Origin of the sequence: Bradyrhizobium australafricanum, assembly GCF_020329495.1 — a bacterium.
Lineage (GTDB): Bacteria > Pseudomonadota > Alphaproteobacteria > Rhizobiales > Xanthobacteraceae > Bradyrhizobium > Bradyrhizobium australafricanum.
In genome coordinates, this window is sequence record NZ_JAGKJL010000075.1 from 11,843 (window position 1) to 37,664 (window position 25,822).

The following is a 25,822-nucleotide window of genomic DNA, read 5'->3' on the forward strand; positions in this document are numbered from 1 at the left end:
GCCTGCAGGTGTTGATACCGGATCAAGGATAATGATCTGAGCCTCGCGGCCGACGCGCTCGGCGGCGCCACGAAGGACCGCGGATTTCCCCACGCCGGGTCCACCACGGAGCTCCCAAGCAAAAGGCTCCCGACTTGAGCCAAGAGCCTTGCAAGCACCAGAGGGTACATCCGTCCTAATGATGCCAGAACAGTGCGAGAAGCAAGATAATCGGTAGCGGAATGCCAAGCAGCCACAACAGTGCGCCTCTTCCAAATCCCATATTCTCCTCCTCTCAGCGATCGTCGGACATTAAACGCTGAGGTAATTTTTCGGTTCCGTTCAGTGGCGCGTCTTCCGCATCTCGCCCTCAACCTCTTCGATGGTACCTTCTACGTCCAGCATGTATTCGCCGACCATTCTGCTGCATTCGCAAGGCATGTCAGCGCCACACTGGCAACCGAGGCCGGAGCGTTAGCCGGTCGCGTACTGCCCTAATCAATAGGATTCGCTAGCGGTTCTGCAAACGAAGTGGATGGAACTGGTCGCCTTCATCGGAGTTCCTTAGCACCACTTTTGCCATTTGGGCGCCCAGGTGGGCGGAGTGAGAAGGGCCAAGGGATTTAGGATCGCCTATGTCAACTAAAGATCGTGACCCCAAAGATCTGCCGAGAATTTCAACTGGCAGCGCCGACCTGGATGACATCCTGGGCGGCGGTTTTGATGCCAACCGGATGTATCTCTACGAAGGAAGGCCAGGCACTGGCAAGACAACCATCGCGCTGCAGTTCCTCCTCGAAGGCGTGCGCGACGGAGAACGTGGGCTCTATATTTCCCTCTCAGAAACCAAGCGCGAGCTGGACGTCGTGGCCGAGCGGCACGGTTGGTCTCTGGAGGGCGTCGATATTTTCGAACTGGTTCCACCCGAGACGACCCTCGATCCGGATCGCGAACTCACGGTCTTCCATCCCGCCGAGATGGAGCTGAGCGAAACAACCAACCTAATATTCAAGGAGGTCGAGCGAGTGAACCCCACTCGCGTCGTCGTCGACAGCTTGTCCGAACTGCGCCTCCTTGCCCAAAATTCTCTTCGGTACAGACGCCAGGTTTTGGCCCTGAAGCATTTCTTCACTCACCGCAATTGCACGGTAGTTCTCCTGGATGATCTTTCATCGTCCCAAGACGACCTGCAACTGCATTCGATCGCGCACGGTGTCGTTATGTTAGAGCAGCTCGCTCTGGAATATGGCGCCGAGCGGCGACGGCTCCGCGTGATTAAGATGCGCGGCATCCGGTTTCGCGGCGGCTTCCACGACTTCACGATCGAGAAAGGCGGCGTGCGAATCTTCCCGCGTCTTGTAGCAGCTGAACATCACAGGCCTTTTTTTGGTGAGTTTACGCTTAGCGGCAACTCCGAGCTCGATCAGCTTCTGGGAGGCGGCCTCGAGCGCGGCACAAATGCGCTCCTCATCGGCGCGGCGGGGGTGGGTAAGTCTTCCCTTGCACTGACCTATGCGATAGCAGCTGTTAAACGGGGCGAGCACGCGGTGTTCTTCGCGTTTGACGAAGGGCGCGGCACGATCGAAGCTCGCGCTAAGACTCTGGGCCTGCCGCTTGAAAGATATATCGAATCGGGAAACCTCCGTTTTCAACAGATCGATCCGGCCGAGCTGTCGCCTGGCGAGTTTGCCGCGAATGTGAGGAAGAGCGTCGAAAGTGACAATGCGCGTGTCATCATCATCGACAGTCTGAATGGGTATCTGAACGCGATGCCGGACGAGCGGTTTCTCGTCTTGCAAATGCACGAACTCCTGACCTATCTGGCGCAGCAAGGTGTCCTGACCATCCTAGTCCTCGCGCAACACGGACTGGTTGGTCCGATGGATACGCCGCTCGATATAAGCTACTTGAGCGACGCAGTGGTTATGCTGCGCTATTTCGAAGTGGCAGGAACGGTGCGGCGCGCCTTATCTGTCGTGAAGAAGCGCAGTGGCCACCATGAGCATACCATTCGTGAATTTCGTCTCACCAGCGCCGGTATAACGCTCGGTCCTCCTCTCACGGAATTTAGTGGTATTTTTTCTGGCAATCCGCGCTATCTCGGCACGGCAACGCCCGAAGGATCGGCTGAATGAGCGCTGAACGGGATCACTGTGTTCTCGTATTCGCTCCTATTGGACGTGACGGATTGGCTGCGGCGGAGCTTTTCCGTGGCTCGGGTCTGCAAGCGATTAATTGCCGAAGTCTGTCTGAACTCGTCGTCGAGATGGCCGCTGGCGTAGGCGCAGTTTTCCTCGCGGAAGAAGGTTTGTTCGGAAAAGACACCGCACAGCTGGCGCAGTGGATAGAGAACCAGCCGCCATGGTCGGATCTTCCCTTCGTCGTGCTCACAAGCCATCGCGAGCAGCCAGCTGTGGTTGCCTGGCGGCGCAGCATCGTCGCTCTCCTCCGTAACGTTTCGCTCCTCGAACGGCCGGTCCAACCGATGACGCTAACCAGCGCCATTCAATCGGCAATGCGGGCACGTCGGCGTCAATACGAGATTCGGGCCTTGCTCCAGGCGCGCGAGCAGACCGCGCAGCAACTCGAACAATTGGTGGTCGAACGCACGCACGCTCTGGAGGAAGCGAACGAGCAGCTTCGCCTCGAGATGGAGGAGCGAGCGCGAGTCGAGGAAACGCTTCGTCAAGCGCAGAAGATTGAGGCCATCGGCCAGTTGACCGGCGGAGTGGCGCACGATTTCAACAATCTCCTGATGGTTATTTCGGGCGGCCTGAATATGCTCGATCGTCAGGCCGACCCCAACCGCCGTCGCCGCTTGATGGACGGAATGATCCAAGCCGCACAACGCGGTGCCAGCTTGACCAGGCAGCTTCTTGCGTTCTCTCGCCGGCAGACGCTTCGGCCAGAGCCGGTAGACGTTGCTTCGCAAATGGGCGGCATGCGCGAACTGCTCGATCGAAGCCTGAGAGGGGACGTCCACGTTGAGTTTGATTTTCCAGAGTCACTGTGGCCGGTAGAAGTCGATCCGGGTGAGCTCGAACTTGTCATCCTTAACTTGGCTGTCAATGCCCGCGACGCCATGCCCAATGGCGGCACGATCCTCGTCCAAGGGGAAAACCTGCCCAATCTGAATGACGAGACGATCTCTGGAGACTACGTTCGCCTTTCCGTTGTCGACACCGGAGTCGGCATGGGGCCGGAGGTTCTGTCGCGGGTTTTCGAGCCGTTCTTCACGACAAAGGACGTCGGCAAAGGCTCAGGGCTCGGCCTTGCCCAAGTCTATGGATTTGCGACCCAATCACGCGGTACTGTGCGTATCAAGTCGGAGATTGAAAAAGGAACGAGAGTTGAGTTGTACCTCCCACGGTCCCGGAAGGTCCCTTCGAAAGAGCTCCATCTTATCGATTTGCACAAGGCTCGGCCGAAGGAAAGAAACCATGGCCGAGTTCTTCTGGTCGAAGATGATGACGAGGTCGCTGCCCTAGTGAGTGAGATGCTCGACCAGCTTGGTTACGAAGTCACGCGCGCGTCCAGCGCCGCAGCCGCGCTGGGCGCTCTGGCCGACGGTCGTTCCGTCGACCTAATTTTTTCCGATATCATGATGCCGGGTGGCATGAATGGCATGGAGCTCGCGCGCGAGATCAAGAGAAGACGAAGCGACATTCCGGTGCTGCTGACGAGCGGATACTCGGAAGCCGCCGTTAATGAGGCGCAAGTTGAAGGTATTCGGATTTTGGCGAAGCCATACCACATCGACGAACTCGCCACGGCGCTTAACGCGACCAAGGCGGAACTCCAAAACGATACGGACTCAAGGCGCTCGCATACTTGCTGAGCGGCCGCAGCCAGGCGTCTGAGGCTTGGGTTTTTGCTACGCGGTACTTAAACGCGCTGTTTCCAGGCCCTCAGTCAGTCAGGATTGGTTCGGTCCAATATTTCGCGAACCCGCAATGCCAGTTTTGCCTGCGTGATTGGCTTTTCCAGAAGATCGACGCCCTCGTCGAGTCGCCCTTGGTGAACCACCGCATTTCGGGAATAGCCGGTCATGTACAATATCCGCAGGTGGGGTCGAATTTGCTGCGCGCGCCTACCCAGCTCGCGACCGTTGATTCCAGGCATCACTACGTCAGTCAAAAGCAGATCAACCTGCTGCTCTTCCTGCAACAGGATCGTCAGCGCAGCCTGAGCGCTGCCTGCTGATACCACTCGATAGTTCAGATCACGCAGAACATCTGCAACATAAGCTCGAAGATCCGCGTCGTCCTCGACGACGAGAATTGTCTCTACTGATTCCCCTTCGGCAATAGACTGTTCTGGTTCATCTGCGGCTGGCTGCTCACTGCCCTGATACCGCGGGAAGTACATCCTGATGCTCGTACCTTCCCCGACTTCACTGTAGATCTTTACATGCCCCCCTGACTGTTTGACGAAGCCATAAACTTGACTTAGGCCCAGCCCTGTCCCCTGCCCCGGCTCCTTGGTTGTGAAGAACGGTTCAAAGGCGTGGTTCAAAACGTCACCACTCATACCGGAGCCGGTATCGCTTACGCAGATGGTGACGTATTGCCCGGCGGCCAATTCGGGATTTGCGCGGGAATATTCTTCATCCGCCGAGACGTTGGCACCTTCTACAGTCAGCTTCCCGCCATTTGGCATTGCATCGCGCGCGTTGATTGCCAGGTTGACGATGGCCGACTCCAGATGATTGACGTCCGCTTCGATCTGCCAGAGACCCGCACTACCTACTGTCTGAACCTCGACGCGTTCGCCAAGTGTGCGCTGCAGGAACTCCTGCAGGCCGGTGAGAAGATTATTCACGTTGATTGGCTTCGGATCGAGCGCCTGGCGTCTGGAGAAGGCAAGTAGGCGACTAGTAAGCGCCGCAGCGCGTTGAGCTCCGCGCTTGGCGTTGGCCAGCGCCCGGCGAAGATTTGCTCCTGTCACATGGCGGCTATTGCGCTCAGCGTTTTCAAGATTTCCAAGGACGATCATCAGTAGGTTATTGAAATCGTGAGCTATTCCACCGCTTAGCTGCCCCACAGCCTCGAGCTTTTGTGAAGCAGCGAGCTGCTCCTGTACACGCTTCAATTCATCCTGTGCCTGCTTGCGTTCGGTGAGGTCGCGAGTGACTTTGGCGAAGCCGATGATCGCCCCGCTGTCGTCCGTAATCCTGTCGATAACGACAGAAGCCCAAAAGCGCGTGCCATCTTTGCGCATGCGCCAGCCTTCTGCTTCAAACTTTCCCTGCTCGGCCGCTTGGGCCAGCGCCGCCCTAGGCACCCCATTCTGCAGGTCCTCAGGCGTATAGAACGCACTGAAATGGCGGCCAATGATCTCGTCAGGAGCATAGCCCTTGATACGTTGAGCGCCAGAATTCCACGTCGCCACGTGGCCTGAGGCATCGAGCTGGAAAATTGCATAATCCACAACCGCCTCGACGAGCCGCCGATAGCGTCGTTCGCTCTCCAGGAGATCGATGTGGGTCTGCTGACGTTCGGTGATGTCGCGGGTTACTTTGGCGAAGCCGATAATCTGGCCGTGTTCGTCACGTATAGCGTCGATAACGACAAGGGCCCAAAATCGGGTGCCGTCCTTCCGGACACGCCACCCCTCAGAAGCAAAGCGGCCTGTTTCGCGGGCCGTCGCTAACGCCCTTTGCGGTAGCCCCTTCTCCCGATCTTCCGGCGTGTAGAAAACCGAAAACGGTTTTCCTACAATCTCGTCAGCGGTATACCCCTTCAGGCGTTCGGCACCCTTATTCCAGGTCCTAACCCGGCCGCTGATGTCGAGCATAAAGATTGCGTAATCGACGATCGCGTTGATCAGCAATTCGAGGCTGCGGGCATCCCCGGCGGCTGGTGTCGTCATCTGGAAACTCTTTGGAGGGTACAGATCAACCCGTCAAATTAGGCCTGGTTCCTTCTGCGCCTACGAGCCTACCAATTACTGACGACTGAGCTCTTTCCGGTGCCACTGAGTGCGTGATGCGAAGTTGGAGGTGAGGACAGAGATCGAACCTGCGCGTCCCGAGGGACTCGGCGCCTTAGCAACGTGCTGCTGCCTTACTGCTCGGCCACCTCTCCAAGAGGAAACCATCGTGCGTTTCGTGAGCCCTCAGTTGTGCAATTGCCTAGTCGGGAATGACGAAGGCGCCCTCGCATCAAAGTGGCGGCGGCGCCACATTCCCCTTGCCACCGCGGCCAGAACGTCGCGAAGTAACGGGCGGGGCACAGCCGGGAGATTGCGATGGACGATCGAGCGGTACGCACGGCGCTGCAGCGCCACTGGGAGGCGTCGGACGCGAGCGATTTCGAGCGCGAGCATGAGATCTACGCCACGGATGCGGTGCTCGATTATCCGCAGTCGGGTGAGCGGATCCGTGGCCGGCGCAACATTCAGGAAATCCGCACGGTCCAGCCGAACAAGAAGCGATTCACGATCCATCGCATGATCGGCGGCGGCGATCTCTGGATCACAGAGTACGTCCTCACCTATGACGACAAACCGTCCTACGTGGTGAGCATCATGGAATTCCGCGACGGGCTGGTTGCCCACGAAACGCAATATTTCGCCGAGCGGTTTGCACCCTCGCCCTCGCGGGCCCATCTCGTCGAGCACGTCGGCACAATGTAGCTCCGCGCAGCCGCGACCATTAGATTGAAGCGTCGTCGCCTGCGCTGCGGCGCTACGGAGCCACACCTCCTGGCGTGGTCCGTAAATGCGTTGGCATGTCCGTCGCCCGTTGCCGCGAATTTGGCTACCTATCACTCGAATTAATGCCTCGGACAGGCCCCCGTAATGCGGCAGCGATAAGTTTTCAGAAGCGATATGGGGCAGGCAATTTCAGGAGAAACATCATGCCAAACGACAACAACACGCAACAGCGCAGGCCCCAGTCGGCCCGCCGTGTCGCGATGCTTGGCTCCGTTGCGATGATCGGCGCGACCATCGCCCTCGCAGGGCCACTGGGACATTTCCAATTTGTCGAACAAGCGTTCGCCGCGACTCCGACGGCGTCTCAGACGCAAGGTCCCGCGGGCTTCGCCGACCTGGTCGCAAAGGTCAAGCCGGCCGTCATTTCGGTACGCGTAAAGCTGGACGAAGAAAGCAATGCAAACGCATCCGGTCCGGAAGCAGAGAACCTGCCACCGTCCTTGCAAGGTATGCCCTTCGAAAATTTCTTCCGCCAGTTCGGCGACGGCACTCCAGGCGGCAAGCTGCAGCGCCATCAGATCATCACCGACGTCGGCTCCGGCTTCTTCATCTCCGCGGACGGTTATGCCGTGACCAACAATCATGTCGTCGATCATGCCAAATCCGTGCAGGTCACGACGGATGACGGCACTGTCTATACCGCAAAGGTGATCGGCACCGATCCGAAGACGGATCTCGCGCTGATCAAGGTCGATGGCAAGACGGACTTTAGCTTTGCCAACCTCGAAAATCAGGTGCCGCGCGTCGGCGACTGGGTCGTGGCGGTCGGCAATCCCTACGGTCTCGGCGGCACCGTGACGGCGGGGATCATCTCGGCTGAAGGACGTGATATCGGTGCCGGGCCCTACGACAACTACATCCAAATCGATGCGCCGATCAACAAAGGCAACTCGGGCGGGCCGACGTTCGACACCAATGGCAACGTCATCGGCGTCAATACCGCGATCTATTCGCCGTCCGGCGGCTCGGTCGGCATCGGCTTCGATGTGCCGGCGCCGACCGTGAAGATGATTGTTGCTCAGCTCAAGGAGCACGGCACTGTCACGCGCGGCTGGCTCGGCGTACAGGTGCAGGCGGTCACGAGCGGCATCGCCGAGAGCCTTGGCCTGAAGCAGGCCCAGGGTGCACTCGTCGACGAGGCCCAGCCAGATGCACCGGCGGCACAGGCCGGCATCCGGCCAGGCGACGTTATCACGTCGGTCAACGGCAACGCGATCAAGAACTCGGGCACACTCGCGCGAGAGATTTCAGCGATGGCCCCGGGTAGCTCGGCGAAGCTCGACATCCTTCGCAAGGGTGAGACGAAGACGCTCACGGTGACGCTCGCCAAGATGCCAAACGATACAAGGAAGGTTGCCCGGGCCGATGAGCCCCAGCAAGGGTCGAACGGCATTCCTCACCTCGGTTTGTCGGTTGCGCCGGCAGGCGATGTCGGCGGCGCCGGCGACAGGGGTGTCGTTGTCACGGCGATTGAGCCGGACGGTCCGGCGGCCGAGCACGGCCTGCAGTCCGGCGACGTCATCCTTGACGTCGCAGGCAAAACAGTCAGCTCTGCGGCCGACCTGCGCAATGCACTCTCGGATGCGAAGTCCGAAGGCAAGCATGACGTCCTAATGCACGTGAAGACGTCGGACAACACCCACTTCGTCGCCATGCCGATCAGCTAGGCGTAACGCTGGCCTGCCGTCGCGTGTTCTCCGCCGCGACGGCGGGCTCAGTATCTCGTAAGCCGCCCGGTTTTGTAGACCGTAACCTCGCCACCCGGGTCTTTCGCCATGGATCTCACTGTCATCACCGGGCAATCCCGGTGATCGACCGCTGACAATCAAACCAGCAAGGACAATTGGCATAAGCGCCTGTTCCGAACACGCGGGTTCGAGACGTTAGCTGGTCCGTATGTTTTTCGTTTGTGGAGGGCTGCCGGCCGTTCTGCCTCAGCTAGCGCCGCGGTCTTGGTTTTAAAGGGACCAACGTCGTGTTCTTGCGTGTCGGGCAGCCAAGCAGGCAAGAACCACCAACCGCCCGGGCGGTAACTCATGCTGTTCCTGATCAACCCGACGTGTTCGGCTGTAAACCAACCGGGCTTCGCCAAGCGGTACGCTTTGGCTCCGGTGTCCCCGAGCATGTCCTTCAAGGAGGACGTGACTTGTGGGCTGAGGCGTCGTGGCCGAAAAACACCCCCGCGATCGCAATGGCGATCACGATGATAGGACCCAAGAAGACCGAGTATTATGCGAGGGCGGCGCCCTGCCGGCATCCTTGAGATTTGAAACTTGAGCGTGACCAGCGGCGTTTTCCTCATGACGTCAATCCCAGCATGGAGCCAAGACGGCCGAAACGACGAATGTCCAGCGCTTCCTCGCGAGGGGTCGCGGCAAGCTGGACCTCGCCGCTATCCGTTGTCACCCGTACTAAATGAACCTCGGAAGCCTGTTGCATGACGGCACAAGCAAGACTGAGAGGACTGTTTCTCTCCGCATTCACAAAAGCCGAGATGAATGCGGGATAGGTCAAAGGTCCTGACTAACAAATACCATGTTTAGGACCGACATGGACGCCGTCGAGTTCAGCCTCATAGGCATGGCGGGGGTATCGTTCATCGCGTTTGTCATTGTCGCCAGTTCGCTGCTGATGGGATAAATCACACACCTTTAGGTATGAACGGAACCCCAGTTAGTGGTTGAGTCCTGACCATTTTCGTCGGCTGCCTCGCAAGCTTTCTCCATTCTTCTGCTGCCTGCAACCAAGCTTCCTTCGCGCTCGCAGTCGTGGCCTTGGCCGCCTCGACGTCGCATTCAGCGGCCTTCTGTCTGTAACGTTCAGCGTCCTGTTTGGACATGTGCTTGGCGGCTACTTTGGCGAAAGGATCGATCCTAACGTTAGCGTCCCGGAGCGCTTTCGCGCAGCCGTATGACTACGGTGCTGTCGCCCCGGGCGCGTGAAAACTGCCGCGTGCCCTTAGGAACCCACCGCGCGATTCTTTCGTTGTCTCGTATCCCGGACAGCAAAGGAACAAGACCATGGATCGTGAACACGTGAAGGGCGTTGCCGACAAGGCAAAAGGCGCCATCAAGGAAGGTGCCGGTAAGATCAGCGGTGACAAGGACCTCGAAGCCGAAGGCAAGATTGATAAGGCCAAGGGTTCCGCGCACAAGGCCGCAGGAGACGTAAAGGACGCAGCGCGCGACGCAGCTGATGCTCTCAAAAAATAGACAAGATCAAGCCGCCTTCGGCGGCTTTTTTGCCACCTGATTAGCGGCTCGGAAGACAGAAATTGATGCAAGCCCTGTTCGTTGAACGGAATGAGAAATTTTCACTGGAATGACGAGGAAATAAATCGGCTGAAGCATTGATTGCTTCAGGAGCAAGCGCGGCTCGGGCCTCTGCTGCCCTACGCCGTCCACTCGCGTCGGTTCATCGACAAGCCCGGAAATTGGGGATGCGATTTCCATTAATCCCTGAAGAGCGCAGGCGAATAAAACTGTTGCTCAAGGATTAACCGGTCAATCGAACGCCAGCGCCGATCGACGGCGCGAGCTCGGCCGCGGCGAGCGTCGCTGCAGCATGCCGCTGATGACCTGATAGAGGGTTGCGATCCGGTCCGCCATGCCGCGCGCAACGGCCTCGCGCGCGCCGACCATGCGGCCCTGACCGAATTCCTCGCGGACCTTGGTCTGCGAGACGCGACGGCCGCCCGCGACCGCCTTGACGAAATCGGCGCCAGCCTCGTTTGCCCGGCCTTGCAGATAGGCTCGAGCCTTGTCCGACAGTGGATGCGCCTCGTTTTTATTCGGCGATTCTCGGAACGAACGATCGCCATCTTGATCCCCACCCGGTCGAGCCAGCCGGAAATATCCTGGTGCATGATGATGGCGCCAATCGAGCCGACGTCGGCGGACGGCGTAATCACCAGCTCGCCGGCCTGCGAGGCAATCCAATACGCCGCCGAGACCGCGAGCGTATTCGCGACCGCGATGCAGGTTTCTTTGCCGACGCCACGGCGACCGCAGCTGCGGCCTCGTTGCCGAGACCGTTCCGCCTGAACTGTCGACGTCGAGGATGATGCCGGCGACGTCATGGTCATCGACTGCGCCCGTAACCTGCGCGGCAATGCCGGTAAGGCTCGAACCGGACCAGCTGCCGCGCGGCGTCAGGCCGCCGGCGACCGAGACCAGCGCGATCTTGCTCGCCGAACTCGAGGCCTGCGCCGCGGCGGCTGCAGCTGCGGCCTGGCGCTGCTTGGCGCGCGCAAGGCGATCGGCCTGCGCCGAGACCTCGAGCGGGACCAGCGCGTCGATCGTCGTGATCTGCGAAAGCACCTGACGCAGATCCACCTGGGACGGACGGTCGGGCGCATCCGGCTAGCGACCGAGCGCAGCCCGCCTTCTGGACCTCCAGCATCACAGTGCCGCTGCCCGCGCCGCCTTACGCGACCGGCGGCGCCGGACCCTGGTGGGCGCCAAGGCTCGCTGCCGGGAGGCCTCGGAGCGGTTCTACGAAGAGCATCGAGCACTGGGCATCATACCCAGGACGCGAGTGAGGGGCGGTTTGGCCAATCTGAGGAACGCTGACTGGCCTCGATTGTTAGGATGCATTATGGCGCCTCCCGTCACCGTTTATTTCACCTGCATCGGCTGCGGCATCGTCTATTCAGCGAGCCAGGAACGCAGCGCAACCCATACCAATGTTTCCGGGACCTTCGATTGCTGGCAGTGCGGGAAGCTTGTTCATCACTGGGCTGGGCTCTTCGACTATAACGAATGGAGAATCGCCTACGTGCTGCCCAAGCAACCCAAGATGAGAAATGAAATACGTGGGTGACTACTCCGCCCCTGAGAAAGCCGCCCGCCGGATCATGGAGCAAGCCCGAGCGTTCGAGCCGATCCAGGACGGCCGGATCTACATCGAGAAGATCAACTACCCGATGATCTACCAGGACAAGGCAACGCCGGCTGAATACTGGGCCGGCTTGCAGTACGCCAAGGATCAGGGCTGGCTCGAGTACCACGAGAGCGGGACGTTCGTGAGAATGCTCCAGCCGGGAAAAGACCTCTTCGCCTGACCGAGAGCTACTGGTGTTGCGCCTATCGCCTTCGCCGTTCTGACATGACGTACCAATATCCGGTCCCGACCGCAGCGGCCGCGCTGAGCACTCCAACGAGTGCGACGATCCCTTCCACCAGTTCCATGGGGACCTCATTGTCCCAAAGAACGGCCCCAGCGAGGCGGGCACGTCACCGGGGCCTGGTCTTCCGTTGGTGTTGTCCAACGCCATGGGGGGTAGCATCTGGACGCCCCAATAACTGCCCCGGTGCCGGCCTGTTCCAAAAATGCGCCTGAAACAATCCGCCCAGGCATCGCTACGGTTATGCAGCTCGCTACCGAAATTCATCTCGCGTGACGGCCGATGACGGCGAGATCCAAATCTGGCTCGCTGCGACTCGCGTGACGAAGCGGTTGACCGAGTGCTGGACCAAATTCCGGAAGGATGGGCTGTTAGCCTCATGCAGCGACAGGTTGCCGCCGATCACATCCCAATCCTCAACAAGGCGGTCGGAGAGGTCCGCCGCCACCGCCTGTCCTGAAAGAAACGGCCCCAGCACCCTTGGAGGTGATGCTGAGGCCGTTCCTCATTTCCAGCCTTGCCGAGCCGCCGATGCAATAACTAGGCGCCCCTCTGGCTCTAAGTAAATTGTCCTTAATGGAAACCGCCATGCCCAGTGGGCGGATGATCGAATCAAACTGTGAGCCAGTCAATTAACTTGGGTGAATCAAAGGTAAATAAGCTGCTGCTTTTGCCCGGATGCCTAACGGGCGTCTTAATTCACCGCGCGAGTGTCCTAATTGGCGGTGCCAGACTTGAAAAATTCGAAATGCGGCATGATGCCACCTTCTCGTCATGGCTGCAGCGCTCTTTGCGAAGCACCTCCAGCGCATGCCACGTCTCTGGGGTGAAGCTGGCGCCGAGCGCGAGCGATGCAATAGTCACTTCCGCTGGCGTGCGTTCACGTAGGGAGGCTACCAGCCCCGTCACGCGCTCGTTGTTAAGGCCGGTCGCTTCCACGTTGTTCGCTCGGATGGTTGCAGTCGCGGTGAGCGGAGCCATTCGCTCATGCGCGCGCCGGCTTCGGCTTGCCGGGCTAGCTTGAGAAGGGTTTCTCGCTCAGCGCCTGCGGAAAGTGCTTTGGCACGTTCGCGAAACTGACTCGCTCGTTCTTGGAGCCGCTGCCAGCGAACGAGTTTGTGGCTTGTACCGGCGACGATGCTGCATGGCACACCTCGAAATACGGGGTCCTAATCCGTAGGGTTTCAAATAGGGAACCATCCCTAATATGCCTCAGCAAGGCTGACCGTTCCCTCCCGATCTACATTAAGTACAGGACCGTGGCCTCCTAACCGGAGGCGCCGGTTATCCCGGCGCGCGGCGAAGTGAACCAGTGAGCTGAAAGGGCAAGAGAACCGGGGCAAAATGTGCTTTGGTCGGGTCAATGACGCCGCCCGATCTCAGCCTCCCGAATGACGTAGAGACGCTGAAGGCCATTCACGCAGCGTGCACCACAACGTGCGTTACCTTCGGGAAACTCCCTTGAACGAGCTGGCGCGGTGCAATCGCTTTGACGCTAGTCGCGGGATTCGGTTTTCGCTGTAAACAGGCTCGACTGACGTTGCTTTGGGATTTCTGAGTGGCTTACTGAATCTACTCTTTGGAGACTGGCAACGCACCTGATTGGCGATGGCCGGCGCTTGAGGATGCGGGAGCGGCCCGCGGGATTCCAAGCAAATCGCTGACGCCGCCGTGGCGCGCAATGGCCTTCGATAACGTCGTTCTTACTCTTCGTCAGCGCGAAGCGGCCGATTTTTTCACCAGGTAATCGCCCGAGCCTACCTTCTGGTAATCTGGCCCGGAGCGCTGAGCGCTTGGTGGCTCCTTGCGTCGCTTGACTGCGATCGGACAAAAGAAGTCAGTGCCGTTCGGCGAATACGTGGACGACGCAAATCGGGTTTGCGGCCTCATCGGTTACTTCCAGCCGCCATTCCTGGCCGGGCTTCAGCGCGCCATCGAGATCTTGGAGGAGTTGTCCGGCGGTGAAAGTAGCCTCCTTCCAGGCTGCGTCCTTGCCGGGAAGGTCCACGCCGGTTTCATCCGCATAGCGTTTCCCATGCTCAATGTGAAAAAAATACCGGGGCATTCCAGACTGTTTCGCGGCTCACTGCGTTGAAGCTGCAGAAACAATTGACCACATTGAAGGTCGTTCCATGTGTATGTCGGCGGAACCGGGCGGCCTCTGCCCGAACGCTCTTTCAAGGAGCCTCGGATGCCCATCGAGATGATGATTCGCAAGTTGCGGCTCCACTCCGAGTTGCCCGATGAAAATATCGAGGCGTTACGCTCCATCGTGACGCCGGTGAAGGATTTACCGGAGGATTCCGTCATCGTTCGCGAGGGCGACCTCAGCACCCAATGCTGCGTTGTCATGAGCGGGTTTGCCTACCGGTCCAAAGTTTCGGAAACCGGCAAGCGGCAAATCCTGTCGTTTCACATTGCAGGCGACATGCCTGACCTTCAGGGCTTGCCCTTGAAGCGGATGGACCACGACCTAACGACGCTCTCGCAGGCACGGCTTGGCTTTATAAATCACGACGCGCTCGAGCGGATCCTTGATTCCAGGCCGGCTCTGGTAAGAGCTCTCTGGCGAGAGACGCTTGTCGACGCCGCGTTGTTCCGGCAATGGATCGTCAACCTGGGCACGCGCTCGGCAGCGGGACGAATGGCCTATTTGATTGCGGAATTGCGTCAGCGGCTGGCGGCGATGGGATTGGTCGCGAACGAGCAGTTTGATTTTCCCATTACCCAATCGAAGCTGGCCGATGCGCTCGGGCTAAGCGTCGTGCATGTCAACCGAGTCCTCCAGGCCTTCCGAGCCGACGGGGTACTTGATCTCAAACGGAGGGTTGTCACGCTTCGCGATCTCGAAAAAATTGTTGAGCTCGGAGGGTTCGAAACGCTTGATGACCATGGTGACACGGCCTAGCGCCGCGCAGCGGTCGCCTGCGTTGCACTTATCATTTGGGCGCGACCTGCAGAGTAGACCCTCCACGTTAAGAATGTGGCTGCTTGTAAGCATTAGCCGTGCTGATCCTCGATCTGGTCCGCGAGGTGCCCGAGGCGATGAAGCCACGCCGGATCCAGATCGTGGGCGGCGCTTCTCCTTCGCAGATCGAGAAGAAGGCAGCCTGATGCCAGCCAAGGTTCGATGGCGGAACGCGGCCCGCAAGCGCACAAAGCTTGACGCGAGAGTTGGCTGTGTGACGAGCAACGTCAATGTGAACACCCGAGGGCGCTCGCGTACGACAACGCACGACCGCGGCGGTTTGAATATTTCCGGACACCAAGGCGACGAGGAAATTTTTGCGAATGCGCAGCCACAGTGAGGCATCAACGAACGCGGTCGGAGGCCACCTAAGTGCCTGAGATTGCTGGCGCTCCGTAGGGGACGCGCCAACTTAGCAAACACAAACACTTAGCCGATGATTTGGAAACTTCCTCGAGCATTGAAACTCAAAGCGTTTCTGAGGGCAAAGTTCGAACCTCTGCAGCATTCCGTTTACCTGGGCCGTTACCGGTTGGGCGGGTATGGACATCATCCGAAATGAGATGCGTAGATGCGCAGACATCTCATCGCCACCTCCCGAATAACCGAAGTCTCGAAAGAATCGGCGAAGGTAACGCTTCCTTCCTCTATATCATTTGGGGAGCCCGGCACGCCGCAATCCTTCTTCGTATCGCGAGATGTCTTCGGCACGCCGATAAGGTCCCAGCACGTTTTTGAGGTTGGAAACCCGCAAGTTTTCGCCTGAGGTCCGGGACCGCGCGGTTCGGACGATCCTGGATCACGCCGGCGAGCACCCTTCGCGCTGGGCGGCGGTGACATCGATTGCGGCCAAGATCGGCTGCACACCGCAGACTCTTCGTGACTGGGTCAAGAAGGCCGAGATCGACAGCGGGCAACGGACCGGCGTTCCGACCGAGATGGCCGAGAAGCTGAAGGCCCTGGAACGGGAGAACCGTGAGCTTCGGCAGGCCAACGAGATCCTGCGCAAGGCGAGCGCCTATTTTGCGATGGCAGAGCTCGACCGCCGTCCAAGCCATGATCGGCTTCATCGATGATCATCGGGGGGCGCATGGGGTCGAGCCGATCTGCAAGGTCCTGCCGATCGCCCCCTCGACCTACCACGCCCATGTGGCCAAGCGGCGCGATCCGGCCAAGCGGTCGGCGCGCGCCAGGTAGGATGCCGCTCTGAAGGTCGTAGTTCGTCGCGTCTTCGATCAGAACTTCTCCGTCTACGGTGTGCGCAAGGTCTGGCGCCAGCTCAAGCGCGAAGGCTTCGATGTTGCCCCGTTGCACGGTATCGCGATTGATGCAGGACATGAGTTTGCAAGGGGTCATCCGCGGCAAATCCGTCAAGACCACGATCAGCGACGAGGCGGCGCCATGCCCGCTGGATCACGTCAACCGCCAGTTCAAGGCGCCACGGCCGAACGTCCTTTGGCTCTCCGACTTCACCTATGTCGCAACCTGGACCGGCTTCGTCTACGTCGCCTTTGTCATCGACGCCTATGCTCGCCGGATCGTGGGCTGGCGGGCCTCGCGCACGGCGCATGCGGGCTTCGTGCTCGATGCGCTGGAGCAGGCCCTACATGATCGACGGCCGGTCCATCGTGGCGGGCTCGTGCACCACAGCGACAGAGTCAGCCAAGGCGGATTAAGTACACCGAGCGCCTGGCTGAAGCTGGCGTCGAGCCTTCCGTCGGCAGTGTCGGAGATTCCTACGACAACGCTCTCGCCGAAACCATCAACGGTCTCTACAAGGCCGAGGTGATCCATCGGCGCGGGCCATGGCGCAGCTTCGAGGCCGTCGAGCTCGCCACGCTCGAATGGGTCGATTGGTTCAACAACCGACGGCTCCTGGAGCCCATCGGAAACATCCCGCCGGCCGAAGCCGAGCAACGCTACTATGCCATGCTGGAACAATCGGCCATGGCGGCATAGCTTAAACCAAATGGCCTCCGGCAAACCCGGGGCGGTTCAGTGACACCAGCAGCGGCAACACCGAGCGAAGCAAAGCCGCCCATTGTGGGGTTTAGATTCGCGAATGATTGCTCAATGCGAGCGACCGCTGCGTCAGCGATGTCACCGACTTGATTCATGTCGCTTTGGAATTGATCCAGCTTTGCACCGAGCTGGACCACAAGGTCATTAGCCAAAGGCATTACTCCATGATCAATTAATGCGCGTCCGACCGGGCTTGTAGCCCAAATGGGCCACGACGCGCCGCCGCCGATGCAATACACTGCTTCCTCGCCCAATGGTTGTGAGTGAGAATTACTGATGCGTGTCGCGTTCGTTGCAATCGTCGTTTCAGCCGGTTTATGGGCGCTCTTGCGTTTACCCACGTAGGCCAGTGATCGACTTTGAAATTTGGTTTGGCTTGGCCGTACCCTTCAACCAGCGCCATCGGCAGTTTCTCGAATATCTTCGGGCTGGCGAATGGGTACGCTCTATTAACTTACCCGATCAGCCGAAACTGAAACTGACGTTGCTCCGCAATCAATGGATTGAGGCTCAAGAATCCGGCTGTGACGTCAGCTATCGCATCACAGCAAAAGGTCTCACTGAGATGGGCAAACCTCGGAGGCTTCGCTAGACTTACGCGGTAGCCCCTCCATCACGACCGAAACGCGTCAATCGCGTGAGCGACGAGATGCCGAAGTGAACCTCCTCCGAATTGATGGACACCCGTAGTAGGCTCGAAGAGCCAGGAGGTGTCGGATGGAAGGACGTCAACGTCGGTCGTTTACGGACGACTACAAGCGGCAAGCGGTTGATCTTGTAGCGTCGAGCGGGCGCTCGATCGGATCTGTTGCCAAGGAGCTTGGCCTGCGCGATTCCGTGCTGCGGCGGTGGGTGGAGCAGCGCTGGGCCCGGCTGGAGCCGACGGCGGCGACGCGGCGCCCCACAACGCAGGGCGACGCTGCCGTCGGCGGGCCACGCGGCAGAGATCGCGCGTTTGCAGCGAGAGAACGAGCGGCTGCGCATGGAGCGCGACATTTTAGAAAAGTCGATCGCGATCTTTGCTGGAACACGGACATGAGATTCCGCTTCATGCAAATCCCTGGTCACCGGCAAACGGCGGGCTCTTTTCCCAGCTTTCAGAAAGGAGCCCGAGACCACGGATCGAACGCCGCGTCGTCGACCGAGGCCGCATGCAGTTCGGCGAGCGCCGCGTCGCGGCCGGCGGCATGGACTTCTAAGTCCGACCATTGAGCTCGCAAAAGGTACGAGAAGGGCCCGGTATCGCTGTCGGGCCTTTCCGCATCATACTCCGCCTCGGCCATCTTGCGCATAACAGTTTGCAAACCATCTGCCGTCTCAGCCAAGCTCGCTAACGATTTTGAAAATCGCCCGCTGCACATTCACTACCAGCAAACGAGGACATTCGATGAGTGCCAACGCTATCCTGGAAAACGTACGACGATATCGCACCATCACTTCGCTATGCCGACAGACCGCCGCGTTCCGTCCAGCGCAAAAATGGACGCTGTTGGAGCAGGCATACGAATGGGAGCGTCGGGCGATCAGCGAACTAGAAGCTACTTTGCAATAGCGATGGCGGATCCCGTTGGGATATCGCTGCCGCTGCGTGATGTATGGCAGGCTTGAATGGTGGTTTCACCTTATTACCCGTTTGCACACCTGCCGGCACCCCTTGGTCCCCGCACAATTATTCTGCCAGCTCGTCGAGCAGGGACTCGGCCTGTTTCAAGTCCAACGTGTCGAAGCCCTCGGTGAACCAGCCGTAAACCGGCGCGAGGAGATCGCGTGCTTTGCCGTGTTTACCCTGGTCGCGCCAGAGCCGGGCGAGGCTGGAGGCGGCGCGCAGTTCCAGCAGGCGCGCATTTTGGCCGCGCGCGATTTCGAGCGCGTGGCGGTAACTGCCTTCCGCCTCAGCAGCGTTCCGATCCGATTGTGCCAGCAGCACGTCGCCGTAACACCGATGCACCTGGGCATCGAAAACGCGCTCCTCGGATCGTTCGACGCACGCGAGAGCCTCCGTAACGGCCGCGAGCGCGTCGTTAGCCTGTCCAGCTCTCAAGCATGCCTCGGCCAACACCACGAGATGCATGGGCATGAGCAGTGACGCTTCGGCTGCCCGCCATTTGGCAAGTCCGTCGCGTAGCTGTCTCAGCCCGGCCTCGATGTCGCCGCCTTCGACCTTCGACCAGCCGGCATAAATGCCGCCGCCCGCGAGCCAAAACGCGAAACCCTGTTTCGAGCATTCGGCGATGAGGGCCGCCGCGCGTTGACGCAGCAGCCCCTCGTCGCGACGGAAGAAATGGCAATAGCACGCATGCAACAACGCAAATGCTGTGCTGGGGCGATGCGACAGCGTTTCGGCATACGCGATTGCCTCGTCAATTCTCCGAAGCGCCTGATCGAGATAACCCATCTGCGTCAGCGTGAGCGAAGCCAGATAACCTTTGCACGCGACGAGCGGATCGTAAGCGTATCTAAACGCGAGATCGCGGTGGGTGTCAGGGTCATAATGCCCGATCGCCTGTTCTAGATGCGCGCGCGCCGCGTCAAGCTTGCCGAGATGGATCAGACTGATACCCACCGAGCGGTGGCCAATCACCAGCGCGGCGGCATCGTGCGTGGATTGCGCGGCGTCGAGCGCCCTCTGGGCCACCTCGTGGCTCGCTCGCAATTCGGCTCGAACCAGGTGAAACACGTATTGGCCATACAGCGTCGGGAGAAGCTGAGACGTATCCCGAAGCCGCTCACAAAGCTCAAGGGCACGCGCGAAAGCAAATCCGGTCTCCGGCGCCGCCCAACCCCTGGTCGCGATCAGAGTGCCGCCCAACGCGACTTGAAGATCGAGTTCCAACCGAGACCGCTCCGGCGTCTCCGCCAAGGTGCCGAGAAGCGACAAAGCGCGCGTCAATTGGTTCCGCGCCTCGATCATTGCCGAGCGCCGGATGGCCAACTGGGCCGCCTTGCCCCAGTACATAGCCGCCTCGTCGATTGCTCCCGCTTCGGCGCAGTGATGCGCGAGCAGTTCCGGTCGCGCCTCGATCTTCTCCGGGAACCACTCCGCCAAACCTCTGGCAACGCGCGCATGGAGGTCCCGCCGCGGTTTTCGCAACAGGGTGGCGTATGCCGCGTCCTGCAGCAGCGCGTGCTTGAAGAGATAGGTGGCCTGCGGCGGCGTACCTCGCCGAAACACCAGCCCGGCATCGGCGAGCTGATCGAGCGCGGCATGCAGTTCCGCGTCACGGCGATCCGCCACCGCTGCGAGCAACTCGTAGGAGAAGTCCCGGCCGATCGTGGCGCCGATCTGGGCGATCTCCTTGGCCCAGGGGCCGAGCCGATCGAGCCGCGCCATCAGCGAGGCGTGCAGCGTTGCGGGGATAGCAAGCGCTGGGTGTGGCGCTCTGGCTACGAAGCTCGCGCCTTCGTCGTTCGCGGCGCTTTCGAGCGCGGACTTTGTCAGCTCCTCGACGAACAGCGGGACGCCGTCGGTGCGTTCCACGATCTCATCCACGATTTCATCCGGCAGGTCCTTGTTGCCCGCGATCCGCCGCACCAGCGCGATGCCCTCTGCTCGATCGAGGCGATTGAGCGTCAGTGTCGTGACGTGCGCCAGGCCAACCCACGGCGGCGCATATTCGGGGCGAAACGTGACGACTAGGAGTATGGGCAAGCCACGAACCCGGTCGACGACGTGATCGAACACCTCCCGGGAGCTCGGATCGCTCCAGTGCGCGTCCTCAAAGATCATCAGCACGGGAAACTGGCGGGCCAAGCCCTGGAGTTGCCGGAGCAGCGCCTCAAACGTCTTCTCTTTTTTTTCTTGCGGCGCGAGGGAGAGAGGCGGGAAGCGGCCTTCAGTCGGTAGTAACAGGAGTTCGGCTAGCAGCGCCTCGTCTTCTGGCGGGGGCGCGACAGGGGCAAGTAGCGCCGCCAACTTCTCAAGCTTCGCCTCGGGCGTGTCCTCACGTTCGAAGCGCGCAGCCCGTTCGAGCTGCGCGATGATGGGCTGCAATGCGCTGTCCTGATGGTGCGGTGAGCAGAAATAACGCAACCGCGTGTGCGGCTCGAAAGCAAGTCGTTCCATGACTGCTGCAGAGAGCCGTGACTTGCCAATGCCCGGCTCGCCAGAGAGCAACACCACTTGGCCCTGGCCGGTCTTTGCTTTCGACCAGCGACGCAGCAGGAGTTCGAGTTCTTCCTGGCGCCCGATGAGTTCAGTCAGTCCACCTGCGTGCAGGGCCTCGAAGCGGCCCTCGGCTAAAGAAGGTCGTAGCGCTGCCCAAGCTCCGATGCAGCCCGGAATGCCTTTGATTTCCCGGGGTCCCAGGTCCTTTAGTTCAAACAGATTGCCCAGGAGCCTTCGCGTGCTCTCGGCAACGATCACCGCGTTCGGGTCAGCCATGGCTTGTAGGCGCGCGGCAAGATTGGGGGTTTCTCCGATGATTCCGCGCTCCTGTGCCACCCCCGATCCGATCAGATCGCCAACAACCACCAGCCCGGTCGCGATACCCACGCGGGCTTGCAGCGGAACGGAAAATTTGAGCGCGCGCACTGCAGCAATCGCTTCCAGTCCTGCGCGCACGGCCCGTTCGGCGTCGTCCTCGTGCGCCTGCGGATAGCCAAAATAAATCAGCACGCCGTCGCCCATGTATTTCGCGACGAAGCCGTCGAAGCGGCGCACAGTATCGGCGACGCACGTCTGATAGGCCGAAATGACCTCCCGCAGATCCTCGGGGTCCATGCGTGCGGAGAGCGACGTCGAACCGACAAGGTCCGAGAACATGACGGTGACCTGGCGACGCTCCGCGGTGTCCTTGGCGGCTTTGCGAGTTTTCGGAGGAGCGTGGGATAGGGGCGCCGGTGCGCTCACTTCAGCGCGCAAAGCGGCGATGGCGTCGAGCAGCTTGCGGCGATGCCCGACAAATCCGACACCAAGCTCCTTCAAGTCCTCCGCGGTCAAATTCCGCAGGACCGTGTCGTCGATTTTATTGTCGCGGAATACGGCCTCATACTGTTCGAGGCCAAGCCTCCGCAGCCAACCTCCGACGTCCATGGCGGCCGCCCTAGTTCGCCTAACGCTGGATGATCCCTCAGACGAGAGCGCCTGTCTAGGGTTGCCGCTTTGGATGATCAGTCGTGGCGAGGCAAGGGCCACGGCACTGCCGGTTCGACTGTACTAAGAACTGATTAACGCGTCGAAAAATGGGTCCCAGATATTTTTGAGATACGTGTCGGCGCACGCGAGGCCCCGGCCCGGCCATGCATCCCCGCGGGGTGAAAAATCGAAGGCTCGCGGTCGGAGGACCCGACACGGCTGTAACGAGCGACCAACCGGTCGCATCAGTCACCGCCAGCGCGGCATCCCATGAAACGCGATCTGTACAGTGAAGTCTCGGCGCGCCTCGTTGCCGAACTGGAAACCGGCGCGGCATTTCTCTAATTAGCTCAGTTTGTTGGGTGGTGCCAGGGGCGGCGGCGTACGCTTTCAGCGCCATGGTACTGCCAGAGGCCGGGGCCGGGTTCGATTGGCGGCCGGTCGCCGGCTTCAGCGCCGGCGACGAGGTGTTGAAGAACCCCAATCTCAAGACTGTTTTCCAAGCAGCAATCAAACGCGGCTTCGCAATCGCGTCGAACGATTGATCGGCGGGCCGCGTCAGATGCCGCGCCGCAAATCAACTGCGTCGCGTGACGCAGTTGAAAGCGTGTCGGGAAGTCTCGGTGCCTGCATGCCAGAACGGTCTCGGCCTGCTTTCTGCGATCGATCCAAGCGCCGCTCGTAGTGGGCCGCCAGCTGCAAAAGCCGCAACTTGATGAAGGGATCAGCTTGTTCGGCGAGCGCCCGCACGGTCCGCGCCCGCTCCCTGCAAAACTCGTCGTCCATGGCGTCCCCGCTGAATGACCGAGGGATTGTACCAGTTGAGCGGTTGGACTGTCTGTGACGCAAGTTACATTGCCTTGGAAGTTCTCTCCGCAATTCGCAGACGTTTTGGGAGGCAATCACGCATCTCACTCCGTAATGAATGCGACGCCAACCCATCCATCTTTGCGCCAGACGACGCTGCAAGAGAAGGCATTGCTGGGTGGAACGATAAGCGTGAACTGGTCAGGAAGAGACGATGGCGGATCATCTGCCTTCAACGCCGCGCCGTTCTCTGTGATGTCGCGCACGACACAGCACAGTGACATGTCACCAAACCTGATCAACGCATTATCCAGCGATGGATTGCGCACAGACTTTCGCCGGTCGGGAAAAGAAATCATTTCCGTGCCCATCAATAACTAATGCAAAAAAGATCGATGCTGCGCGAGAAAGCTTGCGTTTCTGCTAACGACGAAACTGGCTGTGCAATGTCACGCTGTTCGCCGATCGGATCGGCCTTTCCCGCGGCGGCGGCGCGGCCTCTGACGACGGTTTCGGGGCGGATCAGACAATGTTGCCGCATCCGTCGCTGGCTGCCCGGCCGGTTCGCTCGTCGGCGGATCGCCGATTGATCGAAGCGGCGATCTTCGAACGGCGACCGCAGTTTCGAGCGCGGCCAAAAATAACTGCCCTTCCTCCGTAATTTCCCAACCCGCTTCACTGCGAAGCACGAACTTAGCCGAGAAGATATTCAGATCCGGTGCATGTTCGGCCAACCGCTTCATGCGATCAGTCCAGTCCTTGCCGCTGTTCATCAAGATCGCAACGGCGTGCCGTACTTCAGCAACGGAGGCTCGCCCGGCGGACTGGCCGGCCAGCACTTTCAAGACGGTCAGTTGGAAGGACACTTCCACGTCTCCGGTCTGGCTGGGTGCGAAGTCTAGGCGAGATCGGTTAACCGCCGGTCAAAAACTCTGACTGATCCGCGGCGACGGCGTGATCAATGATACCCGTTAACCTCAAACAGCAAGGTTAAGAACTGAATTGCGTTGCTGCCACTCGGTCTGCGTCCAATCATCGTGCCAGCCGTGCGGATTGGCTTTGGTCATGCGTACCGCGCGGTCAGGGGCCGCCGTTCTCCGGGAGAGACTGTGGCCCCGCTTAATCTGGCGGCCCGATGACGACAGACACCAGCTGCAAGAAAGCGACGATGCCCGGCGCCGAACCCGTGAGGGTCATGTTCGTTTGTGAGGGCTGCATGGCCGTCTACGAAGCCAGCCAAGTATCGCGGCGGGCGACTATGTACTTCAGATGCGAGCAATGCGACGGCATCGTTTATCGGTGGTCCGGCAACTACGATTACGTGCAATGGAAGCGCTATCCAAAGGAGCACGGGGGTAGCGCTGACCCTGCCCCTCAACGCGGCCGATCATCCACTCGCGCGCGCTGAATGCCGCGCAGCACTGGCAGCCGGCTGTAGCGACGTAGAGCCTCCTCTCAATCGCCTGGTCTGAGCGACCGCTTCGTGAAACCGTCGACCGTCCACGACGCTCCCAAGACCTTCTCGCCGTCAAATTTGACGATCAACGTCGTCTCCCGTGCGTCGTCGTCGACACGACGACGCAACGACAGCAACAGTTCATTGAACTGGAAATCCAATGCGCGGACGCGACCGCTCTCTGACAAAACAAGATAGCCGCCGTCGCCGTTGCGACGAAGAATGTCTACCGCAATTCTTACGAGCGCCTTGATACGCTCAATTCGTTCGACCGTGTTCATATTCGCCGTTGAGTAACTGCACTTCCGCCGCGATTTTCGCGCTGCCCTCGCCGATCGTGATCAAGACTGAGTTTCGGGTGCTGATCAGAGAGATCGCGATTTCGTCGCCAAGCCTTGGGTGTTGATCGGCGCTGCTTTTGACCCCCAACCGGCGCCCAACATTGACCCCGCCTTATATGCAGTAATCGCCTGGATTCATTTCGAATTGAAGCAATGAGCCGGGGTCAATGTTGGAAGCCGAAAGGGGGCAATATTCGGCGCCGCGACACACCTGCTTGCGTTGAGGAAGAAAGCGAAATACGAAATTTTCTCGCACACGAGCTTAAACGCGCGACAGTTACCAGCGTTCCGCTTCGCTGGTGGCGCTACTCGGCCCGAAGTCGCTGGGAACCGCTAGGCCCCTCCGCTTGTGCCGTGCCGCAAAGCCAATGGCCCCGACGCTTTCACGCCGGGGCCATTAGATCATCTGGCGAGGGTACATCCGCCGCGCCTTCCGATCAAACACATCACCGACTACACCATCCGATCTTGAGCATTATATGACAACGGCGCGGACATTGAGATGATCAAATTCAGCGCGAAACCGGCTCGCCGCCATTCGCGTTTGCGACAATCAGCCCGCCGCCGATGCTCAACCGCCAACGCATTGCGCGCAGCCACGTCCCGACAATCTCATCGATCCCGGCGCCGCATAAACGTTATTCCGCCTTTTAAAGCACTTTAGCATGAACCTGGACCACGCCACGATCCGTAATGCCCAAGCTGCGCGCGGCGCCAAGTGAAAGGTCGAGGACGCGATCGCGAACCCTTGGTCCGCGGTCGGTGATTCGAACCACCACAGATTTCCTGCTTGTAAGATCAGTGACGCGAACTCTCGTGCCGAACGACAGGCTGCGATGCGCTGCTGTCAGCGCATCCCGATTGAACGGAGAACCGCTGGCTGTTTTTCCTTTCGGGTATGAGTAGAACGAGGCTTTTCCGGAAAACACTCGATTGAAAGATCGAGTCCCAGAGCGAACCTCCGTCTCACTTGTCGGCTCTTGTCCGCTCGGTGGTTGCACTTGCGGCTCATCCTTCTTTGTCTGGTCAGGTCTTTCAGGAGCGGGCTCTGCATGAGCCTTTGGAATGACAGACCACCTGTCGTCGAAGGACTGCGCGACAGCAGGGGTAGCCTGAATTGCGATCAACGTCGGGACTGTTGCAATCGCGATCATTCCAGAAAGCGGACGCATGATCGGCCTCACTCAACAATCTAAATAACAACAGATCAATGCAAACCTATGAAGTGCGTTCCTGCACACGCAGGGAGCACCGGAAATTGAGTGCATACCGATACTTCCGAATTGTGACGCGCTGCAGCAAGCATGTTTTTGCCGCAGCGCGTCACGTTGAC

At 59.7% G+C, this 25,822-nt stretch carries 22 protein-coding genes, 4 pseudogenes and 1 other annotated feature; of the genes and pseudogenes, 12 read left to right on the plus strand and 14 right to left on the minus strand.

Annotated features, from left to right (window positions below):
* The first annotated feature begins 614 nt into the window (after positions 1 to 614).
* Together J6525_RS39590 and J6525_RS39595 are read left to right on the plus strand one after the other, a co-directional pair.
* Positions 615 to 2,114 (plus strand): ATPase domain-containing protein, encoded by a 1,500-nt coding sequence (locus tag J6525_RS39590; RefSeq protein ID WP_092090334.1) that lies wholly within the window; start codon positions 615 to 617, stop codon positions 2,112 to 2,114.
* The gene (locus J6525_RS39595) at positions 2,111 to 3,817 is read left to right on the plus strand and encodes a response regulator (RefSeq protein ID WP_225648695.1); all 1,707 of its coding nucleotides are present in this window, start codon (positions 2,111 to 2,113) and stop codon (positions 3,815 to 3,817) included. The genes J6525_RS39590 and J6525_RS39595 overlap by 4 nt, the downstream gene beginning before the upstream one ends.
* 74 nt (positions 3,818 to 3,891) lie before the next feature.
* Here the strand turns inward: J6525_RS39595 and J6525_RS39600 are convergent, their stop codons facing one another.
* Positions 3,892 to 5,850 (minus strand): hybrid sensor histidine kinase/response regulator, encoded by a 1,959-nt coding sequence (locus J6525_RS39600; protein WP_225648696.1) that lies wholly within the window; start codon positions 5,848 to 5,850, stop codon positions 3,892 to 3,894.
* Positions 5,851 to 6,228: 378 nt separating this feature from the next.
* On the opposite strand from J6525_RS39600, the gene J6525_RS39605 reads away from it, so the two are divergent.
* The 3 genes from J6525_RS39605 to J6525_RS39615 all read left to right on the plus strand — a co-directional run bounded on the left by J6525_RS39605 (position 6,229) and on the right by J6525_RS39615 (position 9,908).
* Positions 6,229 to 6,615 (plus strand): nuclear transport factor 2 family protein, encoded by a 387-nt coding sequence (locus J6525_RS39605; RefSeq protein ID WP_225648697.1) that lies wholly within the window; start codon positions 6,229 to 6,231, stop codon positions 6,613 to 6,615.
* Between the two features lie 224 nt (positions 6,616 to 6,839).
* On the plus strand, positions 6,840 to 8,363 hold the full coding sequence (locus tag J6525_RS39610; RefSeq protein WP_092090338.1) for a Do family serine endopeptidase: 1,524 nt from the start codon (positions 6,840 to 6,842) through the stop codon (positions 8,361 to 8,363).
* Between the two features lie 1,353 nt (positions 8,364 to 9,716).
* On the plus strand, positions 9,717 to 9,908 hold the full coding sequence (locus J6525_RS39615) for a CsbD family protein (RefSeq protein ID WP_038383571.1): 192 nt from the start codon (positions 9,717 to 9,719) through the stop codon (positions 9,906 to 9,908).
* 291 nt (positions 9,909 to 10,199) lie between these two features.
* Here the strand turns inward: J6525_RS39615 and J6525_RS39620 are convergent, their stop codons facing one another.
* A complete protein-coding gene (locus tag J6525_RS39620) occupies positions 10,200 to 10,634 on the minus strand; it encodes a S49 family peptidase (protein WP_283809548.1) in 435 nt (144 codons plus the stop codon).
* Positions 10,559 to 10,780 (minus strand): annotated as a pseudogene (locus J6525_RS47120) (S49 family peptidase); the annotation flags it as partial. The gene J6525_RS39620 and the pseudogene J6525_RS47120, both read right to left, overlap by 76 nt.
* Positions 10,781 to 11,292: 512 nt before the next feature.
* Here J6525_RS47120 and J6525_RS39630 point away from each other — a divergent pair.
* Both J6525_RS39630 and J6525_RS39635 read left to right on the plus strand, forming a co-directional pair.
* Positions 11,293 to 11,517: a hypothetical protein gene (locus tag J6525_RS39630; RefSeq protein ID WP_143029831.1), complete on the plus strand. Its 225-nt coding sequence runs from the start codon at positions 11,293 to 11,295 to the stop codon at positions 11,515 to 11,517.
* Entirely contained in the window at positions 11,501 to 11,758 is a 258-nt protein-coding gene (locus tag J6525_RS39635) for a hypothetical protein (RefSeq protein WP_092090339.1), read from the plus strand. The genes J6525_RS39630 and J6525_RS39635 overlap by 17 nt, the downstream gene beginning before the upstream one ends.
* A gap of 316 nt (positions 11,759 to 12,074) precedes the next feature.
* Here J6525_RS39635 and J6525_RS39640 read toward each other — a convergent pair whose 3' ends face one another.
* From J6525_RS39640 to J6525_RS39655, 3 genes are all read right to left on the minus strand, one after another.
* The gene (locus J6525_RS39640; protein WP_225648701.1) at positions 12,075 to 12,269 is read right to left on the minus strand and encodes a hypothetical protein; all 195 of its coding nucleotides are present in this window, start codon (positions 12,267 to 12,269) and stop codon (positions 12,075 to 12,077) included.
* A 251-nt stretch (positions 12,270 to 12,520) separates the two neighbouring features.
* On the minus strand, positions 12,521 to 12,802 hold the full coding sequence (locus J6525_RS39645; protein ID WP_176937271.1) for a hypothetical protein: 282 nt from the start codon (positions 12,800 to 12,802) through the stop codon (positions 12,521 to 12,523).
* An 856-nt stretch (positions 12,803 to 13,658) separates the two neighbouring features.
* The gene (locus J6525_RS39655; protein WP_080583277.1) at positions 13,659 to 13,886 is read right to left on the minus strand and encodes a DUF6894 family protein; all 228 of its coding nucleotides are present in this window, start codon (positions 13,884 to 13,886) and stop codon (positions 13,659 to 13,661) included.
* 126 nt (positions 13,887 to 14,012) lie between these two features.
* Between J6525_RS39655 and J6525_RS39660 the strand changes: the two genes are divergently transcribed.
* The 3 genes and pseudogenes from J6525_RS39660 to J6525_RS39670 all read left to right on the plus strand — a co-directional run bounded on the left by J6525_RS39660 (position 14,013) and on the right by J6525_RS39670 (position 16,748).
* Complete coding sequence (locus tag J6525_RS39660) at positions 14,013 to 14,729, plus strand: Crp/Fnr family transcriptional regulator (protein ID WP_038383567.1); 717 nt, start codon at positions 14,013 to 14,015, stop codon at positions 14,727 to 14,729.
* A 98-nt stretch (positions 14,730 to 14,827) separates the two neighbouring features.
* Positions 14,828 to 14,935 (plus strand): annotated as a pseudogene (locus J6525_RS39665) (heat-shock protein); the annotation flags it as partial.
* Between the two features lie 588 nt (positions 14,936 to 15,523).
* A pseudogene (locus J6525_RS39670) lies at positions 15,524 to 16,748 on the plus strand (IS3 family transposase).
* Positions 15,805 to 15,920, plus strand: a sequence feature (AL1L pseudoknot). It overlaps the preceding pseudogene by 116 nt.
* On the opposite strand, the gene J6525_RS39675 reads toward J6525_RS39670, so the two are convergent.
* Entirely contained in the window at positions 16,712 to 17,152 is a 441-nt protein-coding gene (locus J6525_RS39675) for a hypothetical protein (protein WP_225648702.1), read from the minus strand. The pseudogene J6525_RS39670 and the gene J6525_RS39675 sit on opposite strands and share 37 nt — an antisense overlap.
* An 8-nt stretch (positions 17,153 to 17,160) precedes the next feature.
* On the opposite strand from J6525_RS39675, the gene J6525_RS39680 reads away from it, so the two are divergent.
* Positions 17,161 to 17,403, plus strand: coding sequence for a Rossmann-fold NAD(P)-binding domain-containing protein (locus J6525_RS39680; RefSeq protein ID WP_143029833.1), 243 nt, complete (start codon positions 17,161 to 17,163; stop codon positions 17,401 to 17,403).
* A gap of 125 nt (positions 17,404 to 17,528) precedes the next feature.
* A pseudogene (locus J6525_RS39685) lies at positions 17,529 to 17,826 on the plus strand (transposase); the annotation flags it as partial.
* Between the two features lie 82 nt (positions 17,827 to 17,908).
* Here the strand turns inward: J6525_RS39685 and J6525_RS39690 are convergent.
* The 7 genes from J6525_RS39690 to J6525_RS39720 all read right to left on the minus strand — a co-directional run bounded on the left by J6525_RS39690 (position 17,909) and on the right by J6525_RS39720 (position 25,661).
* Positions 17,909 to 18,103, minus strand: a complete 195-nt coding sequence (locus tag J6525_RS39690) for a hypothetical protein (protein ID WP_225648704.1) — start codon at positions 18,101 to 18,103, stop codon at positions 17,909 to 17,911.
* Between the two features lie 377 nt (positions 18,104 to 18,480).
* Positions 18,481 to 21,843: an adenylate/guanylate cyclase domain-containing protein gene (locus tag J6525_RS39695; protein WP_225648706.1), complete on the minus strand. Its 3,363-nt coding sequence runs from the start codon at positions 21,841 to 21,843 to the stop codon at positions 18,481 to 18,483.
* A gap of 600 nt (positions 21,844 to 22,443) precedes the next feature.
* Positions 22,444 to 22,671: a hypothetical protein gene (locus J6525_RS39700; RefSeq protein ID WP_092090344.1), complete on the minus strand. Its 228-nt coding sequence runs from the start codon at positions 22,669 to 22,671 to the stop codon at positions 22,444 to 22,446.
* 125 nt (positions 22,672 to 22,796) lie between these two features.
* Positions 22,797 to 23,063 (minus strand): PilZ domain-containing protein, encoded by a 267-nt coding sequence (locus J6525_RS39705; protein ID WP_080583275.1) that lies wholly within the window; start codon positions 23,061 to 23,063, stop codon positions 22,797 to 22,799.
* A gap of 78 nt (positions 23,064 to 23,141) precedes the next feature.
* Positions 23,142 to 23,558, minus strand: coding sequence for a hypothetical protein (locus tag J6525_RS39710; protein WP_225648708.1), 417 nt, complete (start codon positions 23,556 to 23,558; stop codon positions 23,142 to 23,144).
* 589 nt (positions 23,559 to 24,147) lie between these two features.
* Complete coding sequence (locus J6525_RS39715) at positions 24,148 to 24,429, minus strand: hypothetical protein (RefSeq protein ID WP_092090345.1); 282 nt, start codon at positions 24,427 to 24,429, stop codon at positions 24,148 to 24,150.
* A gap of 710 nt (positions 24,430 to 25,139) precedes the next feature.
* On the minus strand, positions 25,140 to 25,661 hold the full coding sequence (locus J6525_RS39720) for a septal ring lytic transglycosylase RlpA family protein (RefSeq protein WP_225648709.1): 522 nt from the start codon (positions 25,659 to 25,661) through the stop codon (positions 25,140 to 25,142).
* Positions 25,662 to 25,822: the final 161 nt, after the last annotated feature.